16 protein-coding genes are annotated in these 18,721 nt (G+C 49.5%); 2 read left to right on the top strand and 14 right to left on the bottom strand.

Features of this window, described 5'->3' with window-relative positions:
• Positions 1-97: 97 nt before the first annotated feature.
• The 12 genes from hgdB to DW677_RS01835 all read right to left on the bottom strand — a co-directional run bounded on the left by hgdB (position 98) and on the right by DW677_RS01835 (position 13,127).
• Positions 98-1,249 carry a (R)-2-hydroxyglutaryl-CoA dehydratase subunit beta gene (hgdB, locus tag DW677_RS01890; protein ID WP_021904088.1) on the bottom strand — a complete coding sequence of 384 codons (1,152 nt, stop codon included), beginning with the start codon at positions 1,247-1,249 and terminating at the stop codon, positions 98-100.
• Between the two features lie 3 nt (positions 1,250-1,252).
• The gene (hgdA, locus tag DW677_RS01885) at positions 1,253-2,695 is read right to left on the bottom strand and encodes a (R)-2-hydroxyglutaryl-CoA dehydratase subunit alpha (RefSeq protein ID WP_015554211.1); all 1,443 of its coding nucleotides are present in this window, start codon (positions 2,693-2,695) and stop codon (positions 1,253-1,255) included.
• Between the two features lie 78 nt (positions 2,696-2,773).
• Positions 2,774-3,565 carry a (R)-2-hydroxyglutaryl-CoA dehydratase activase HgdC gene (gene hgdC, locus DW677_RS01880; RefSeq protein WP_021904090.1) on the bottom strand — a complete coding sequence of 264 codons (792 nt, stop codon included), beginning with the start codon at positions 3,563-3,565 and terminating at the stop codon, positions 2,774-2,776.
• Between the two features lie 123 nt (positions 3,566-3,688).
• The gene (locus tag DW677_RS01875) at positions 3,689-5,458 is read right to left on the bottom strand and encodes a carboxyl transferase domain-containing protein (RefSeq protein ID WP_117469416.1); all 1,770 of its coding nucleotides are present in this window, start codon (positions 5,456-5,458) and stop codon (positions 3,689-3,691) included.
• Positions 5,459-5,551: 93 nt separating this feature from the next.
• Complete coding sequence (gene gctB / locus DW677_RS01870; RefSeq protein WP_021904092.1) at positions 5,552-6,361, bottom strand: glutaconate CoA-transferase subunit B; 810 nt, start codon at positions 6,359-6,361, stop codon at positions 5,552-5,554.
• A gap of 21 nt (positions 6,362-6,382) precedes the next feature.
• Positions 6,383-7,483: a CoA-transferase gene (locus tag DW677_RS01865; RefSeq protein WP_345941818.1), complete on the bottom strand. Its 1,101-nt coding sequence runs from the start codon at positions 7,481-7,483 to the stop codon at positions 6,383-6,385.
• 143 nt (positions 7,484-7,626) lie between these two features.
• On the bottom strand, positions 7,627-8,769 hold the full coding sequence (locus DW677_RS01860) for a sodium ion-translocating decarboxylase subunit beta (RefSeq protein WP_117469414.1): 1,143 nt from the start codon (positions 8,767-8,769) through the stop codon (positions 7,627-7,629).
• Positions 8,770-8,785: 16 nt separating this feature from the next.
• Positions 8,786-9,220, bottom strand: coding sequence for an acetyl-CoA carboxylase biotin carboxyl carrier protein subunit (locus tag DW677_RS01855; RefSeq protein WP_117469413.1), 435 nt, complete (start codon positions 9,218-9,220; stop codon positions 8,786-8,788).
• A gap of 49 nt (positions 9,221-9,269) precedes the next feature.
• Entirely contained in the window at positions 9,270-9,551 is a 282-nt protein-coding gene (locus tag DW677_RS01850) for an OadG family protein (RefSeq protein WP_015554205.1), read from the bottom strand.
• Positions 9,552-10,008: 457 nt separating this feature from the next.
• A complete protein-coding gene (locus tag DW677_RS01845; RefSeq protein ID WP_015554204.1) occupies positions 10,009-10,809 on the bottom strand; it encodes a gluconate 5-dehydrogenase in 801 nt (266 codons plus the stop codon).
• Positions 10,810-10,864: 55 nt separating this feature from the next.
• Positions 10,865-11,707 carry a 5-dehydro-4-deoxy-D-glucuronate isomerase gene (gene kduI / locus DW677_RS01840; protein ID WP_117483243.1) on the bottom strand — a complete coding sequence of 281 codons (843 nt, stop codon included), beginning with the start codon at positions 11,705-11,707 and terminating at the stop codon, positions 10,865-10,867.
• A 208-nt stretch (positions 11,708-11,915) separates the two neighbouring features.
• Positions 11,916-13,127, bottom strand: coding sequence for an MFS transporter (locus tag DW677_RS01835; protein ID WP_117483244.1), 1,212 nt, complete (start codon positions 13,125-13,127; stop codon positions 11,916-11,918).
• A gap of 165 nt (positions 13,128-13,292) precedes the next feature.
• Here DW677_RS01835 and DW677_RS01830 point away from each other — a divergent pair, with 165 nt between their 5' ends.
• Both DW677_RS01830 and DW677_RS01825 read left to right on the top strand, forming a co-directional pair.
• Complete coding sequence (locus tag DW677_RS01830; protein WP_015554201.1) at positions 13,293-14,228, top strand: ketopantoate reductase family protein; 936 nt, start codon at positions 13,293-13,295, stop codon at positions 14,226-14,228.
• 204 nt (positions 14,229-14,432) lie between these two features.
• On the top strand, positions 14,433-17,081 hold the full coding sequence (locus tag DW677_RS01825) for a heavy metal translocating P-type ATPase (RefSeq protein ID WP_117566388.1): 2,649 nt from the start codon (positions 14,433-14,435) through the stop codon (positions 17,079-17,081).
• A gap of 196 nt (positions 17,082-17,277) precedes the next feature.
• Here DW677_RS01825 and DW677_RS01820 read toward each other — a convergent pair whose 3' ends face one another.
• Positions 17,278-17,544, bottom strand: coding sequence for a hypothetical protein (locus DW677_RS01820; RefSeq protein WP_242992091.1), 267 nt, complete (start codon positions 17,542-17,544; stop codon positions 17,278-17,280).
• 150 nt (positions 17,545-17,694) lie between these two features.
• On the bottom strand, positions 17,695-18,702 hold the full coding sequence (locus tag DW677_RS01815) for a beta-methylgalactoside transporter (protein WP_117469409.1): 1,008 nt from the start codon (positions 18,700-18,702) through the stop codon (positions 17,695-17,697).
• Positions 18,703-18,721 lie beyond the last annotated feature (19 nt).

The following is an 18,721-nucleotide window of genomic DNA, read 5'->3' as shown; positions in this document are numbered from 1 at the left end:
GGACCTCGTCCTTATACTGCCCCGGCAATAGAATTGCTTATGAAAGCAAGCTTTCAACACAATTCTATCACCAGGTCAGTGCAATTCAAAGTTTTATTTACTTTCTCATCTCAAGAACATCCGCAAATGCCTCGATAGCAGTTGCAGCCTGTCCGAAGTCTCTCATCTGCTGGTCAACACCAAGCTTGATGTGCGGGATACCTGCGTTGTCGAGAGCTTTCTTGAGGTACGGATACTCCATCTCCTCCGGATCACAGAACTGCTGCATGAAGAGTACAAGACCCTGAGCGCCGCTCTTCTTAACCATGTCAGCTACGAACTCACCACGACGGTTCTTGGAAGACTGCGGATCGTAAAGAAGGATATCATAATCCATGTTTGCAAACTGTTTTGCAAGAGCTCTGAGAGCATCCTGCTCGTCCTCCGGAACGTCTGTACGGAAGGAACGGCTCTCATGAGCAACATCATCAGCTGCGATCGCGATGTTGTTGTTCTCGAAGATCTCAAGAAGCTTCGGGTTGTCAACGATGATACCGGATGTAACAACCTTTGTTCCCTTCCAGTCACATACCGGAAGAGCTGCAAGCTCTTTATTCAACTCTTCAAGTTTCGCTGTGTATTCCGGTTTCTCCATGAAGAAGAATGCCTTTAATACTGCGGAACGCTTTGTAGGAGTTACAACGTCGCAGTGCTCGTTAGCGAGTTTTACGAACTCACGGCGGGCTGCACGGCTCTTGTTGTAAACCTTAATTGCGTCAAGGATCGCATCGTTGGTGATCTCGTGGCCACATACTTCCTCGAGATCAGCCTTAACGTTTGCGTACTCCTCCTCACAGAACTTAAGTCCGAACTCTTCGAAACGGTTCTGCGGATGAGCAAGGAAGATAACTTTCATCTTGTCGCCCATAGCAACACGGAAGTTCTGGCTCATCGGACGTAATGTATCACAGATTGTTGGTGTGATGATTCCGTCTAACTGATCCATTGTTCCGTCAAGGAGCATCTCAAGTGCGAGCTGAGCGATTGTGCAGTAGAAGGTTGCACAGTACTCTTTTGCACGGCTGATCGTCTTGTTGTTGGAGCCCCAGATTCCCATCGGAACCATGCCTGCAGCATATACAAGCTCTTCCGGAGCGTAGTACGGGAGAACGCCGATGACCTTCTTGCCCTGTGCTTTATATTCAGCAAGCTGCTGTTTCGGAGTTGCAGCTTTTACCTTAAATTCGTCTAATAATGCGTTGATACTCATGGTCTATTTAGCCTCCTTTGCCTGGATGTTTGCTTCCATAGCCTCAACAAGACCCTGTACTCTAGTCTCGTACTGAGCGGCATTGAAGTTACGCGGGTCAGCCTGGTCACCATCGAATCCTGCGCACGGAATACCAAGATCCTTTGTGAAGCGGCGCTGCATCTCTGCCATGTAACCGGACCACGGCTTACAGCTTCTGTTGTAGTGAACGAGAACGCCATCTACCTTGTTGTCACGGCAGATGCCTTCACGCCATGCAACACCCTGCTCGATACATACAGAGTTCGGTGCTTTGTAGTAAGCACGTGCCATCTCATCCAGACCATTATATACGAAACCGAATGCCGGTGCGTATACAACTGCTGTTACGTTGACGCCGTTAGCCTTTAACGGTTTGAACAGTGCCGGAAGCTTCGGCCAGCACGGAATACCCTCGAACATTACACGGTATTTCTCCGGGAACGGAGTTGTTGTCTCGCCCTTAGCGATCGTCTCGTCAAGGTCTTTTGCTAACTGCTCAAATGCCGCAGCAGCCTCAACTCTTGCACGTGCGGTTACAACGTCAGCCATATGGTTGAACAGGTCGAAACCACTGTACGGAGCCGGTTTATACTGTAAGTAATCACAGACTTTTAACCATGCCTTTGCTGTACGGTTTGCGTTCTCACATGCATGCTCGAACTTCTTCTCGTCGAACTTCTTGCCTGTGAGTTCCTCTAACTGTTTGATTGCCTTATCAAACTGTCCACGAACATAGCGAACATTCTGATCAGCAACTTCTACAGTGTTGTTGTACGGGATATCGATCATGATAAGCGGAACATTGCACATACGGGCGATGTTCTCATACCACTTTGTCATACAGTTACAGATGTTGTTGCAGCAGAGAACGAAATCCGGCTGCGGGATCTGCATCTGACGGATCGGGGAGATCGCTGCAATACGGCGCTCTTTATCCGGTCCATCCGGAAGCTTTTCAAGCTCAAGAAGGTTTACAAGCTCAAGATACGGAGTCTGAGTCTTCGGATCTTTTTTCGGCTTGCCTGTTGCCTCATCGATCACTACGTTTCCGTCTGCGTCCTTTAACGGCTTACCTGTGCTCGGGTCGATGATGTACTCACCTGTCTCCGGGTCAAACTTACGCGCTACACGGACACCGGCTGCGTAAGCAAGGCTGATACGTGCGTATCCGCAGATATCGTTGTCGTAACCAAGATCCTCAGCTGCCTGACACATAAGCTCACCGTAACGGTTTGCTGCGATACCAGCTGCCTGGTTCTCCGGGTACATAACGTTTAAATCAAATGCTGCTGCGAGCTCGCACGGGAATTTGGAAGAAGACCAACCAACTAACTCGCCTCTCTTTTTGGCTTCGCGCGCGTCTTTATGAACGTCATCTACGACTTTACGCAGCGCAAGAACACCAGGGCTAACCTGCTTTGCCATAATAAATATCCTCCATTTCTTATCAAACATGGCTGCTTATGTTATTTACAGCCATAGATCTGCATAAACTAATAATGATTATGCGCGGCGGCTTGCTGCCTGATATGCATATAAAGCTGCACCAAGCGCACCGTTATACTGTGTCAGAGGAGATCTGTGGATCTCACAACCAAGCTCATTCTGAAGAGCCTTGACTACACCCTCGTTCTGAGCAACTCCGCCAGTCATAACGAGTGCCGGAACAACTCCGATCCTATGGGCGAGTCCAGTGACACGGTGAGCCACGGAGCGGTGGATACCGGCGATAATATCGCACTTATCGGTTCCCATCGACAGCTGGCTGATAACCTCACTCTCCGCAAACACGGTACATGTGGAGCTGATCTCCACTCTCTTCTTGGACAGGGAATCAAGATGTCCCAGATCCTGGACCTTAACCTCAAGAACGCCTGCCATAACATCCAGAAATCTTCCGGTTCCGGCAGCACACTTATCGTTCATCTGGAAATTGGTCATTGCACCGTTATCAATATGAAGGACCTTAACGTCCTGACCGCCGATATCAATGACGGTATGAACGTCAGGGAACAGGAAGTAAGCTCCCCTTGCGTGGCAGGATAACTCACTCATCTGTTTGTCTGCAAAATTCATTAAGGAATTACGGCCATAACCTGTTGCCAGGGTAAAAGCCACATCCTCTTTTTTCATGCCTGCGTTTTCCAGCACTGCGTCGATCGCGCGCTGGGGGCCGCTGGTACCTGCACCTACATCGATCAGGGATTTCGCTACGATCTCCTGGCCATCCTTAAGCATAATGCATTTGGAAGCCGTGGATCCAACGTCAATTCCCAGGGTGTAAATTGCACTCATAATAACCTCCGGGTATACTGAAAATGTAAAATGAAACTGGCTTTGTTATACCAGTATATCCAGGCCAGAGAAAGACTCCCCCGGCCTGGATACATATCATTTTACTCTATCCTTCAGTCAAAATCAAGCCTTGTGAGCGTCATTCCACTCGCGAATTGCACGCGGTGTTACCATCTGGTGCATCGGGCAGATAGACTTCGGATTCTGGTAAGCAGCCTCTGTAAATGCCTGAATGTACGGACGGATATCTGTCATGTCAACGATCTCATCTACCATACCAACCTTAGCGCAGTATGCCGGACGGGACTTATCATGATACAGCTGGATCATATCGTTCATCTTCTTGATGATCGGAGCAAGATCCTCTCCTGCCTTGCTTGCCTTAACAAGCTTTCTGGAGTACATAGCGTTTGCAGCGGTTTCACCCGGCATTACATAGTACTCACATGCAGCTGTACCAAGGGAGTATACGTTTGTATTGTTACCCTGCGGTCCACCAAGTACATAGTGAGCAGCAGCGCTTGCTTTACGAAGAGTAATTTCGAGAGACGGAAGCTTGGAGTTCTCGATGGAGTAGATCAGGGACTGACCTAAACCAAGTAATTCAGCCTTCTCTGCTTCGTCGCCTACATCGATACCTGTTGTATCCTGTAACCAGATCAGCGGAATACGGTCACGGGCACATAAGGTTACGAACTCGTTCATCTTGATGAGACCCTGACGGTACAGCTTTCCGCCGATACCAACGGAGTTCTGCTTGTACTCCGGATAATTCATAAGAAGACCCTGAGTATTTGCGATCACACCAACTAAAAGTCCGTTAACCTTTGCAAGACCTGTTACCATCTCCGGACCATAGCCCTTCTTGTACTCATATAACTGAGAACCATCGAAGAGACGGCCGATTACGTCGTAAATGTCATACGGACGTTTTCCGTTCATCGGGATGATGCTGTAAAGATCTTCTGCCGGAAGACACGGTCTCTGTGGATCATCAACACGGAAGAACTCGAGGTTGTATGCCGGAAGGTAGCTGATGTACTTCTTGATGCCCTCGATTACGCCGTAGTCGTTCTCGTAAACCTCACGGAAGAATCCTGTCTCGTCATAGTGGATCGGAACGGAGCCCGGAGCCGGAACGTGCTTCTTGCTGTTCTCGATCTGGGCAGCAACGATCTGCTCAGCAGCTTCCTCGTCAATATATCCCTTCGGGTTCATACCGGAAAGAATGCCAGCACCGCCGACTGCCATGTTAGCCTGGCTGTGTGCGATCAGGATTGTCGGGGAAATGCTGTGGTATCCGCCGCCGGCCGGGTTTGTACCGTAGATACCTACGATTACCGGAATGCCTAACTGGTTTAACTCTGCGTTACGGAAGAACGGAGTACCGCCGCCGCGTCTGTTCGGGTAAACCTGATCCTGATACGGGAAGTCTACGCCTGCGCAGTTTAATAAGTAGATTAACGGAAGATTTAACATCTTAGCAGCATCGGAGCAGCGGATCAGGTTCTCTGCCTGTCCCGGTTCCCATGTACCAGCCATCTTCTTGTTATCAGAAGCGATGATGTAAACCCATTTGCCGTTTACACATCCGAGACCGTTGATGATGTTTGTGGAACCCATCTTATTGTCGTTCGGGTTGAAAAGGCTGTTTAACGGGCAGAAGGTTCCTTCATCTACAAGAGCGTTGATACGCTGCATTGCGGATAACTGACCACGCTCGTTTAACTTCTCTTCTGTTGTGATACCAGCAGCAAGGATCTCAGTAACTTTGTCGTGGATCTGCTTCTCGATCTCTTTGATCTCTGTCTCGTTTTCCGCATTCGGATTAACTAATGCCTTACCAACGGTAGGCATGTTCTGGAAATATTTCGGCATGGAAAAGTAGCCCATGTTCTTCCTCCTTATATACGCGATCGCTGCGGTCAGCGGATTTTGCCAGCCGCTGACCGCGGCATTTATGATTTTACTTTAAATCAGTTTCGATTACTTTGTTTCCTTCGGAACTTTGATGAATGCCTGACCTGGGTCGATCTCTTCACGAATTACGCGGATGATCTCCGGATCCGGACCTTCCATAAGCTGAGCTCTTGTGGTATCGATCTCGAAACCTGTGTTCTCCTGAACCATTTCCGGAGAGGAGAATGGATAGTAGTAAGCAAGGTACATTCTCTTGGTCTCTTCGTCGAACTTCATGATACCAAGATCTGTAACTACCATCTGCGGTCCACGGTTGCCCGGAAGACCTGCTCTCTCACGTCCGCCAGGGCCGTCCATCCAGCCACAGCTTGTGATGTAGTCAACATGCTCCATGAATCTTCTCTTCTGGTGCTGCATCATGATGATTGTGTTACAGAATGTAGCGATACCGTTAGCTCCGCCGGAACCTGTGAAACGTGTTGTCGGCTGAACATAGTCGCCTTTACCGAAGATACATGTGGAGTTTACGTTACCATACGGGTCGATCTGAGCGCCGCCGATGAAAGCGATCATACGGTCAGCGTCATGAAGCCACTCATTCGCCTCGAAGCCTACGAAACGAACGTTCGGCCACTGTACTGCACAGTGAGCCATGAAACGGTTATCACCTACGGAACGCGGTACCTCTACCGGTGAGCAGTCCATAAGTCCGCTCTCTACGATCGGGTGGCAGCTCGGGCAAACCACACGCTTCGCAAGGGAAGCACCGATTAACGGAAGACCAGTACCAACGATAACGATCTGGTTTTCTTTAATATTTTTTGCGATGGCATAAGCCTGCATTTCCTGCTTTGTATACTTTGTATAATCAGCCATTTTTGAATTTCCCTCCCTCAATTAGTGTCTGGTAGAATAGCCAAGATGCGGCTCATTCTTAAGGTTCATGAGGCGAGCGCCGCCAAGGACATTAAGAAGATCATCCTGATCCTTGCAGCCGTATACGTATTTCTGGAGGTAATCCTTGAAGGTCTCCGGAATCTTTGTGCCGTTAGCAGCATCCTCTGCAGCCTGTTTTGCAACTTCTGCAGCCTTTGCAAGCTTCTCGTCTTCCGGTTTCGCAGCAGCAGCCTTCTCAGCCTTTGCAGCAGCCTTTGCGAGCTGTGCCTTTGCATCTTCAGCGTCAAGGTACTTGGAAGCCTTATCGTACTCCTTAAGTCCCTTATCATCATCATCATAGTAGCCATAGCACTGTGCCGGCCATGCGCCGTACGGAGTACGAACGACAGCGTCTACGCACTCGCCGAAGATTCTTGTCTTTGTAGGATCACGGCGGATATATTCATCACTTACGATCTCCTCGCAGGTAACGATCGTACGCTTTGCAGCGATTGCGATATCAACATCGTGGAACTCATCACCCTCGATGATGCAGGTTCCATCCGGAGATGCCTGCTGTACATGGATGATCGCGCAGTCAAGCTTCGGAACCGGAACAGCAAGAAGCTTCTCGCCCGGCTCAAACGGGTTCTCGATATCTACGCACTTTAAGTTGTCAACGCCTTCCATTGTTTTTCTCTTCTCTTCGCTGATACCCCAGAATTTAACAAGACCGGAGCCCTGCATCATTCTTACCGGGAGGTACGGAAGACCAAGGGAAGCTGCGTGAAGCTGTAACATAAGAACGTCCTGGGAGTAGTCCTCATATGTAAGCTCACCTTTCTCGATTGCAGCACGGAAACGACGTGCAACGTTTGTATAACCAGAGTTTGCTGTGTAGCAGTTGATGTAAGCTCTTACACGACCCTCACCGATTAAGGAGTCCCAGTCTCCGCCTGCCGGACCGGACCAGCCTACAAAACCAGTTTTACCCTGACGAAGGATCTCGTAAACAGCAGCGTACGGTTTACGGTTTGTTGTAAATCCGCCGAGGCAGAGTACATCGTTATCATGTACATACTTCTCTACGGCATCGTGTAATGACATAACTTTATTAGCCACAATAAAGCCTCCTTTATTTATATTTGCAGTTAAAAGGCCTGCCTGTTCTCCTCAGACAGGCCTGAACTGCTTTTAATTCCTGTAAAAATATACCACGTTACGGAATGAATTTCAACTTCTGGTTCCGTTTCGAAGGGGTTCGATCAGGCCTTGAACATCAGCATGAAGTAACCGGCTGCTACTGCAGAACCGATAACACCTGCCACGTTCGGACCCATAGCGTGCATCAGAAGGAAGTTGGTCGGATTTTCCTTAGCACCAACAGTCTGGGATACACGAGCTGCCATCGGAACGGCAGATACACCTGCAGAACCGATCAGTGGGTTGATCTTGCCGCCTGTGATCGCACACAGGACTTTACCAAGCAGGATACCTCCGACTGTCGCAAACGCGAAAGCAAGAAGACCCATTGCAATGATAGCCAGTGTCTGGACACGGAGGAAGATCTCTCCGTTTGCTGTAGCGCCTACGGTTGTGCCGAGCATGATCGTAACGATGTTGCAGAGTGCGTTCTGTGCGGTATCGGAAAGTCTTCCGGTAACACCGGACTCACGGAACAGGTTACCGAGCATCAGCATACCAAGAAGCGGTGCTACGGACGGAAGAAGCAGGGAGCAGAACAGAACAACGAATACCGGGAATACAACCTTCTCGACTTTGCTGACTTTTCTTAACTGCTTCATAACGATCTGACGCTCTTTCTTTGTTGTAAGAAGCTTCATGATCGGCGGCTGGATCAGCGGGATCAGAGCCATGTAGGAATACGCGGCTACGGCGATCGGAGCTACAAGATCCGGAGCCAGGTTATTTGCGATATAGATCGCGGTCGGGCCATCAGCACCGCCGATGATACCGATCGCTGCACACTCACCCGGTGTGAAAAGTCCGGTTGCATTTGCGAGTGTAAATGCAACATAGATACCGAACTGAGCGGCTGCACCGAGAAGAAGGCTGACCGGGTTCGCGATCAACGGACCGAAGTCTGTCATCGCGCCGACTGCCATGAAGATCAGGCACGGGAATAAGCTGGACTTAACGCCCATGTACATAATTCTTAACACACCGGACTGATACCAGTGATCTGCCTCATTCATAAGACCTGCAAGCGGAAGGTTCGCAAGGAACATACCGAATGCGATCGGGAGCAGAAGGAGCGGCTCAAACTGCTTCTTGATTGCAAGATATAATAAAACGAAGGATACAAGGAGCATTACGCACTGCTGCCAGGTGATTGCGGCGAAACCTGACTGGGCGAGCAGCTCCGCGAAAACTGAAAGTATATTCACGTGTGGCACCTCCTGCTTAGTTTAAGGTAACCAGAACTGCACCTGTCTCAACGGAATCGCCTGTGCTTACGTTGATGGATGCAACAGTTCCTGCTGCCGGAGCTACGATCTCTGTCTCCATCTTCATTGCTTCCATAACGATTACACACTGACCATAACCAACTGCGTCACCAACTTTAACTTTGATGTCAAGGATCTTACCTGGCATCGGAGCCTCTACTGTCTGTCCGCCTGCTGCTGCCGGAGCTGCTGCCGGTGCTGGAGCCGGTGCCGGTGCTGGAGCTGGTGCCGGTGCTGCTGCCGGTGCCGGAGCTGCCTTCGGTGCCGGTGCTGCTGCGAGGATCGGAGCCGGTGCGCTAGCCTGTGCGCCTCTGTCAAGCGGTCTGTACTCGTCTACTCTCTCGATCTCAACTTCATACTTTTTTCCGTTTAATGTTGCAACGTATTTCATGTTATTTACTACATCCTTTCCTTTTTCTGCGTTTTAGGTTTTTTGTTTTTTACAGTTCTTTGATACTTGTTACACGGAACTGCTCTCCAGACAATCTTGCTTCCTCACTGACTGCCGCGAGAAGCACTGCATAGGATTCCTCATCGATAGCCGGAGCCGGTGCTGCAACTGCCGCAGCTGCCTTTGGCGCACTCTCCTTAAATAATGTACCGATGACCTTAGAGATAATGATAACCGCGATTGCGAGCACTGCAAGTGCCGAGAATACGACTAACAGTCCAACAAGTGAAATGATGATCGAATCCGCAAAGGTCATACCGCCTGTCCACATATACTTACCGCACCTCCTTCGTTTCGTTTCACTTAAGAAACTTTTGTTGGTTAGTTATTTCGTATTGTGGAATGCATTCCACATTTTCCTCAGCGCATACGGGCACATCTCAAAAATGTACCCGTCTTGCGCCTGTTTCTATGCATTTTTCACAATATCGTAATTTGAGTATATCAGCTTTCTGCAAAAATGTCAACAAAGCCGCCCGAAAAAATTTATCAAATATACTAATTTCAGGTCACATAAAGACAAGCAGTACTTATGTCTTTATATGACGAAATGTTACAGTTCAGCCATTACATCTTCTTGTTTTCATATTCATGAAAGCAAGAAGCTTGGTGGTTCCACCATATGCTGATTTGGATGAAAAAGTGCTTATGCAAGCAAGCTTGCAACACACTTCCTCATTCAAACCAGCGCATGGCTGAACTGTAACGACAAAATCTTTTTTCTGCCTTTACGGCTGTTTTCCGATATAAGCGAGGATACCTCCGTCCACATAGAGGATGTGTCCATTTACAAAGTCAGAAGCCTCGGACGCGAGGAACACCGCCGGTCCCTTGAGGTCTTCCACGGTGCCCCATCTTGCTGCCGGTGTCTTCGCGATGATAAACTGATCGAACGGATGGCGGGAACCGTCAGCCTGACGCTCTCTTAACGGAGCTGTCTGGGATGTGGCGATGTAGCCCGGTCCGATGCCGTTGCACTGGATGTTGTACTCGCCATACTCGGAGGCGATGTTCTTTGTGAGCATCTTCAAACCGCCCTTTGCCGCTGCGTATGCGGATACGGTCTCTCTTCCGAGTTCAGACATCATGGAGCAGATGTTGATGATCTTTCCGGCTTTCTTTTTCATCATGCCCGGAAGGACAGCTTTTGCCATGATGAACGGAGCATTCAGGTCAACATCGACAACCTTGCGGAACTCATCCGCGCTCATCTCATGCATCGGAATTCTTTTGATCATTCCCGCATTGTTTACAAGAATATCGACCGTTCCGATCTTCTCCTCGATATCCGCGATCATTTTCTTTACCGCTTCCTCGTCCGTAACATCGCAGACATAACCGTGAGCATCGATCCCTTTCTCTTTGTATGCGGCAAGTCCGCGCTCTAAGGACGCCTCGCTGCTGCAGTTAAATACAACCGTTGCTCCTGCTTCTGCATAGCTCTCCGCGATGGCAAAGCCGATTCCGTGGGCACCTCCTGTTACGAGAGCAATCTTTCCTTCCAGAGAAAACATGTTCTTCTTATCCATTTTGATCCTTACCTTTCCTATTTTATATCAGTTTTTTATCGGCCTCTGCGATATCTTACTTTAAATCCATCGGAGCGATGTTGTCCATATCGTCGAACTCCTGATTCTCTCCGCCCATAGCCCAGATAAAGGTGTAGTTGGAGGTTCCTGCTCCGCAGTGGATGCTCCAGGACGGGCTGATCACAGCTTCTTCATTTTTCATGACGATGTGTCTCGTCTCAGTCGGTTCACCCATAAAGTGCATGACCACCTGATTCTCCGGGACTTCAAAGTACATGTAGATCTCCATGCGGCGCTCATGGGTGTGGCACGGCATGCTGTTCCAGACACTGCCCGGCTCCAGCGCTGTCATTCCCATGGAAAGCTGGCATGTTTTCAGCACATCCGGATGAATGAACTGGTTGATGACTCTCTTATTGGAAGTATTGGCATCACCCAGCGGGCGCTTTGCGGCATCCTTCAAGGTGATCAGCTTTGTCTCGTAGGACGTGTGGGCCGGCGCACTCACCATGTAAAATTTTGCCGGAGTCTCCTCACTGTCACTGGAAAAGATCACTTCCTTTGTGCCTTTTGTGATGTACAGGCAGTCTTTATAGCCAAGGCGGTACTCCATTCCGTCCGCTGTGATGGATCCGGCACCTCCGATATTGAAGATTCCGATCTCGCGGCGCTCAAGGAAATAGTGGGTACCGAAATTTTTCCAGCAGTCGATCCCCTTTTCAATGGAGACATGTTCTTTCACCGGCATACATCCCAATGTCACCATGCGGTCCACGTGGGAGTATACGGATACCACCTCATCCGGATGGTAGAGATCCTGAATCAGGAACTCGTCCCGAAGTTCTTCGGTTGTGTAGCGTTTTACATCTCTTTGATTTGCGGAATAACGAATATCCATATGTTTTTACCCCTTATTTATATTCAGGACGGTTTTTATGCCATCCCGGTTGACTTTTTTATCTCAGTCGAGAAGACTCCCACCTCTTTTAGGTGGTGAGTAATAGTAAATTTGTCTCAGCGGGAGTCAGGTCTCTGACTGAGATAAATGCTCCGCGAGGATGCACAGTGATATGTCAGCTTTACTGACCAGAATCAAGCGCCAGGTCTCACGGACGTTCGACTTGAATTTTCTGATTAGTGGCATATCTCAGAGCCCCGGCTCCAAAAAGTGCCAGCAGGAATGCGTCCAGCACTAAAAACAGGATCGCCGCCTGGAATCCAAGCTTATCCGCAAGGACTCCAATGACCTGCGGGGTAAGGATCCCGCCGAGGGAACCGATCCCTGTAAACACTGACATTCCAAGTGGGGAATTTCCCATGAGATCGCCGGTAAAGGCCGTAGTTGTCGGAAACGCCCCCGCCATTCCAAGTCCTAAAAGGATCAGGGCCGCCACTGCCATTGTGGTATGATCCGCGAAGACAAGGATCAATACCGAGACAAACTGGAGTGCGGAGATCACTGCCAGAATCTTTGCCGGCGGCACGCTCTTTGAGATGGACGCAATGACGATCCTTCCGATCATGATCATGATCCAGGTCACGGATACCATCACAGTCGCAAGACTTGTGGACATAAAGCCGGTACTTTTTAAATAAGTAACAAACCATCCGTTTACGGAGTTTTCAAGGCCCATATAGAAGAACAATGCCCCAACCGCCAGAAGGAATCCCGTGTTCTTTAAAAACCAGAATTTTTCTTTTGTCATCGACGATCCGCCGTTCTCCTCTCCCGCCTTCTTCTCCACCTCTTTTTCGATCTTTCTGTAATCCATTGTGGCGTAGGAAAGAACGATGAGAACCGTGAGGACTGCAAGGAGGCGAAGGATCGTCTTCCAGTTCATACCCGCTCCCATGAGGAGCATCGTAACGAATGGGGACAGGAAAGCCCCCACCGCATACCACATATGAAGCAGATTCAGATATTGATTGGAACTTCCCGTCACCTGACGGATCGCATGATTGTTGATGATCGTGATCATGCCCTTCGTGATTCCGATCAGGAAGATCATCACATAAAGCACCGGGACCGGAAGTCCCATTGTAAACAGGAAGAGGCACACCGGATAGGGGACCGCCAGTACGACTACCGCCGTCTTCTGGGACATCATCCCACAGAATACCGGATATACCAGGCTTGAACATAAATTTCCGATCGCCAGAAAGGAAAGCAGTCCGCCGGCCGCGGTAAAGCTTAAATTTCTCTCCTCGATCAGGTTTGGCAGAATGACACCGAAGATCAGGATGACCATTCCGCTGATAAAATAGGTCAGATAACAGTGGTCGATCACCGACCGTTTATCTTCTTTTGTGATTTCCATCCAGTATTCTCTCCCCCACACATATTTGTTAATTTTTCTCCATACTTTTCCATCATATCATCTTTTATCCCTAAAGACAAGGTTGTTTTCGTTGACACCCCAACGGTCTTACTATACAATAGAAGGAATGCAGCTTGTTTTACTTTTAAGGAGGAAAAGGGAGTTATGAAGGACATAAAGAAGGTGACGTTGATCGGTCTCGGTGCGATGGGGGTATTTTTCGCGCCGCGTATCTCAGAAAAGCTGGGGGCTGATTTCCGGATCCTTGCAGACGGCGCAAGAAAAGAGCGTCTGGAGCGAAAAGGGGTAACAGTCAATACGATCAATTACCGTTTTCCGATCATCACACCTGATGTCGAGGGGGATCCGGCAGATCTCGTTATCATTGCGGTAAAGGGATATGACCTGGAGCAGGCGATCAGGGATATTAAAAATCAGGTTGGCAAAGATACGATCATCCTCTCCGTATTAAATGGTGTGGAGAGCGAAAAACAGATCGCCGCCGTCTACGGCAGCGAACATCTGCTGTACTCCTATATGCGGATCAGCATTGTCATGAAGGACGGAAAGACGGAGTTCGATCCGCATAAGGGTCTGATCCACTTCGGCGATCTTAAGAATGATCCGGAACACTATTCCGGGAATGTTCTCGCTGTGAAGAGTCTTTTTGATCTCTGTGGGATCGACTACAAGATCGATGCAGATATGTTAAAAGGAATCTGGTTCAAGTTCATGTGCAACGTTGCCGAGAATATGACATGCGCCATGTTCGGCGTTCCCTTCGGAGCATTCCAGAAGAACGATGACGCCAATTTCTTCCGCCACAAGGCCATGTGGGAAGTGATCCGCATTGCAAATAAGTTGGGCATTGATATCGGTCAGAATGAGATCGACCGTCAGGAGCACACGCTCGGACGTCTTCCTTATGAAAATAAGCCGTCCACGCTTCAGGATCTTGAGGTCGGAAAACGCACGGAAGTCGATATGTTCGCCGGAACGGTTGTCCGCCTCGGAAAAGAGCTTGGCGTTGAGACTCCGGTCTGCGAGTGTTTCCTTCACGGAATCCATCTGATCGAGGCGCGGATGTTTAAGGAAATCTAATATTTATACGTACATAGCCAAAGCTGCCTGCGGAATATCGCCAGGCAGCTTTTTCTGCTCTCCCACCTTATTTTCTTAATTCTTTTCCTAATATCAAAAAACAGTCTTGCATTTCCCATAGAGCTGTACTATATTTAACATATGAACGATGGTTCATATGTTAATATGATAATTAAAAATTATAATTCTGAGGAGGTCTACTCTATGGAGGAATTAGAAAAATCCAAGCAGAAATCAGCAGACCACGAGGACGAAGAGGTTTGCTGCTGCGGACACCATCACCATCACGATGAGCATGATGACGAGCATGAAGAGCACTGCGGCTGTGGGCACCATCACCATCACGAGGAACATGGTGACGAGCATGAAGATCACTGCGACTGCGGACACCATCACCACGAAGGGCATGATGATGACGAACACGAAGAGCACTGCGGCTGTGAACATCACCATCATCACGACGATGACGATGGCTGCTGCTCCGAACACGATCATCATCACGAGCACGCCGAATACCACCACGGTCCGGCACCGAAATCCACCTGTGTGGTCTACGTGATGAAAAACATCGACTGCGCGAACTGCTCCGCAAAGATCGAGAAAAAGATCCAGGAGCTCCCGGAAGTCGATGACTGTATTTTGACTTTCGCGACGAGACAGCTCCGGGTCTACTCTTCCGTGGGAACAAAGCTGCTCCCGAAGATGCAGGAGATTGCTGATCAGATCGAGCCCGGCACCGTCATTGAGGTCCGCCCAAAGAATCCGAAAGCGATCTGCACCGTCTATGTAATGAAAAACATCGACTGCGCAAACTGCTCCGCAAAGATCGAGAAAAAAATCCAGGAGCTCCCGGAAGTCGATGACTGTATTTTGACTTTCGCGACGAGACAGCTCCGTGTCTACTCTTCTGAAGGAACAAAGCTGCTCCCGAAGATGCAGGAGATTGCAGACAAGATCGAACCAGGCACCATCATCGAGATCCGCGAGGAAGGAAAACCGGCAGATGCAAACAGTGACGACAAGCATGCCCATGATCTTCCGGAGCTGATCGCCGGAGGCTTGCTCTTCATCGTCGGAGAGCTTCTCTCCCACTCCATGCCGCAGATCTCCGCCATATGCTTTGTGATCGCCTACCTGATCCTTGGACGGGAAGTTCTCTTAACAGCCCTGAAAAACATGAAGACCGGCCACGTGATGGACGAAAACTTTTTGATGAGCCTCGCGACCATCGGTGCTTTCTGTGTCGGCCAGTTTGGGGAGGCGGTCGGAGTTATGCTCTTCTACCGGGTCGGTGAAGCATTCGAACACCGCGCGGTTGAAAAGAGCCGCAGCCAGATCATGGAAGCCGTTGATCTTCGTCCGGAGACCGTTCTTCTTGACGAAAATGGTACTGTCCGCGAGGTTCCGGCCGGTTCCGCCGTTGTCGGCAATATCGTAGAGATCCGTCCCGGTGACCGCATTCCGCTTGACGGCGTTGTCGTAGAGGGCGAGAGCCGGATCGATACGTCACCGATCACAGGTGAACCGGTCCCGGTATCGGTAAAGGTCGGAAGCCAGCTGACATCCGGCTGCGTCAATACTTCCGGTCTCTTAAAGATGAGAGTCGAGAAGGAACTTTCCGAGTCCATGGTCACAAGAATCCTCGATTCCGTGGAGAACGCCGCAGCCAGCAAGCCGCAGGCCGAGCGCTTCATCACGAAATTTGCACGAGTTTACACCCCGTTCGTCGTTGCCCTGGCGGCTGCGACAGCGATCATTCCGTCCTTAATTACAGGAAACTGGTCCCACTGGATCTACACAGCTCTTACCTTCCTCGTAATCAGCTGCCCGTGTGCCCTTGTTTTAAGCGTTCCGCTGGCATTCTTCTCCGGGATCGGCGCAGGTTCCAAGAAAGGAATCCTCTTTAAAGGTGGAATTGCACTTGAAAACCTGAAAGCTGTAAAAACGGTTGTCATGGATAAGACAGGAACCATCACAAAAGGAAACTTCGTGGTTCAGACGATCCTTCCGGCAGGCACAGCTTCCGAGCAGGAAATCCTTCAGATCGCGGCAGCATGCGAGACCGCATCTACTCATCCGATCGGAATCAGCATCGTCTCTGCTGCAAAGGATCAGAAACTTGTGATCGAAAAGCCCGCCGAGATCGAGGAGATCTCCGGCAAAGGCATCCATGCAAGGCTCTCCCAGGGCGAAGTGCTCTGCGGAAACAGAAAGCTTCTCACCGAGTTCAACGTGGACTGCGGTGCTTACGATGAGAACGGTGCTGTCACCACCGTCTATATATCGGTAAACGGAAAGCTTGCAGGAACGATCCAGATCGCCGATACGATCAAGCCGGAGGCAAAGGATGCCATCAGGTCCTTAAAATCCATGGGGATCCGCTCCGCTATGCTCACAGGCGACGGCGAGGCAGCCGCTGAGGCGGTAGCCGCCGAGGTCGGAATCGACAATGTATACGCAAAGCTTCTCCCGGCTGATAAGCTCGAGATCTTGCAGAAGCTCCGCGCGGAGAACGGAAGCGCAATGTTCGTCGGTGACGGAATCAACGACGCACCGGTGCTTGCAGGCGCTGATGTGGGCGCAGCTATGGGAAGCGGTGCTGACGCAGCCATCGAGGCCGCCGACGTCGTCTTCATGACATCAAGCATGGATGCCATTTCGGAAGCCATCAAGATCGCGAGAAGCACAGGCGCGATCTCCAACCAGAATGTGGTATTCGCCCTTGCGGTAAAAGCTCTTGTCATGATCTTAGGTCTCATGGGAATCGCCTCCATGTGGCTCGCGGTATTCGCCGACACCGGTGTCGCGATCCTCTGCGTGCTGAATTCCATCAGAATTCTTTATAAGAAATAAGACTCCTGCTGTAATTTTCCTCTTTAGGGAATCAGCAGACAAGACAAAGAAAAGCCCTGGAGAACCTTTCTCATATCGTTCTCCAGAGCTTTTTTGTTATCCACTTCGATAGTTTCAGTTTCTGGCATCAGGATCTTTTCCTGTCGTTGAATGTTTAGGCTGCAGCGGGCATGATCTCTGTCAGCGCTTCACTCTCTTACTTCAGCATCCCCATCACCACAACAGCCACAAACAATACGCACATGCACCCGATAAAGATATCAATGGTCCGCACCGACACATTGATCTTATCGTACATCCGTTCTTTTATGGATCTGTTCTTCAGGCGCTCATTTTCCTCCTGCAGCCGTTTATTCTCTTCAGTGAGTTCTTCTAAAGTCTTCTCACCAAAGGCCTCCACAGCCTTTTCTGCGGCTTCGGTCACTGTTCCGATTCCGCTGACCTTCTCAATCTCTTCTTCCATTCCTTCACCTCCACTCTCCCGGTGCAGGTTTTATCAAACCGCTCCAGCTTTCTTTCCATGTGGCAGGCTGCTAAAACCCACAGTGCACAAAAACGGGCGTTGGAACTCGTCCTCCGCCCGTTTTTTAACTGTACCGAAACAGTCAGTCTATTACTTCTTTGCAATGTACTTTCTGATATCGAGTGCAATCGCAACTACGATAACGATACCCTGTGCGATGTACTGGTAGTTTGTATCAACACCAAGGTACTGTAAGCAGGTCTTTAAGATCTCGAATACAAGAACACCGATAAGAACACCAGAGATACGTCCGATACCACCGTTTACGGATACACCGCCGATGGTGCAGGCTGCGATGGCCTCAAGCTCCCAGCCCTGGCCCATATTGACGGAGGAACCACCGGATTTTGCTCCTACAAGGAAGCCGCCCAGTGCGTAGAGCGCTGCTGCTGTCATGTAGATGATGATCTTTGTCTTCTTAGTGTTTACACCGGAAACCTCTGCGGACTGCTCGTTGCCGCCGATCGCATACATATATTTTCCATGAGGAGTCATGTTATAGATGAACCACATAACAAGACCAACCGCAAGGGCGATCAGGAACAGGAACGGGATCGCGCCAAAGAGTTTTCCTTTTGCTACTGCTGTGTATGCGTTATGATAACCACCGATCGGAGTCGCGTTTGTGTAAACAAGGCAGACACCGTAAACGATAAGCTGCATACCAAGTGTTCCGATGAAGGCCGGAACCTGTAAGTAAGAAATTACGATGCCATTGATGAAACCAAAGATACAGCAAATTGCCACACAGATCAGAAGAACCGCGAGAACCCATAAGCCCCAGGCATTTCCGAAATCCGGAAGGTTCTGGAAGAACTTGCCGCTGTAATCCGGCTTCTGAAGTAAGGTACCTGCTAAGCAGGCAGAAAGACCAACCATACGTCCTGCGGAAAGGTCTGTACCTTTTGTAATTAAACATCCGGATACACCGCAGGCGATGATGAATCGCGGAGCTACGTTTAATGCGATGTTGATTAAGTTGCCGCGTGAAAAGAATGTAGGCTGCTTGATCGCAGTAAATACTGCAAGTAATAAAAGAACGACGATGATTCCATTATTGATAAGGAAATCTTTTGCACTTACTTTTTTCGCTGTCATGACTGAACCTCCCTGTAAT

The sequence above is a fragment of the Clostridium sp. AM25-23AC genome, assembly GCF_003435125.1.
Classification (GTDB): Bacteria; Bacillota; Clostridia; order Lachnospirales; family Lachnospiraceae; genus Pilosibacter; species Pilosibacter fragilis.
Note: the sequence above shows the minus strand (reverse complement) of the source record. Positions and strands in the feature narration are given on the sequence as shown.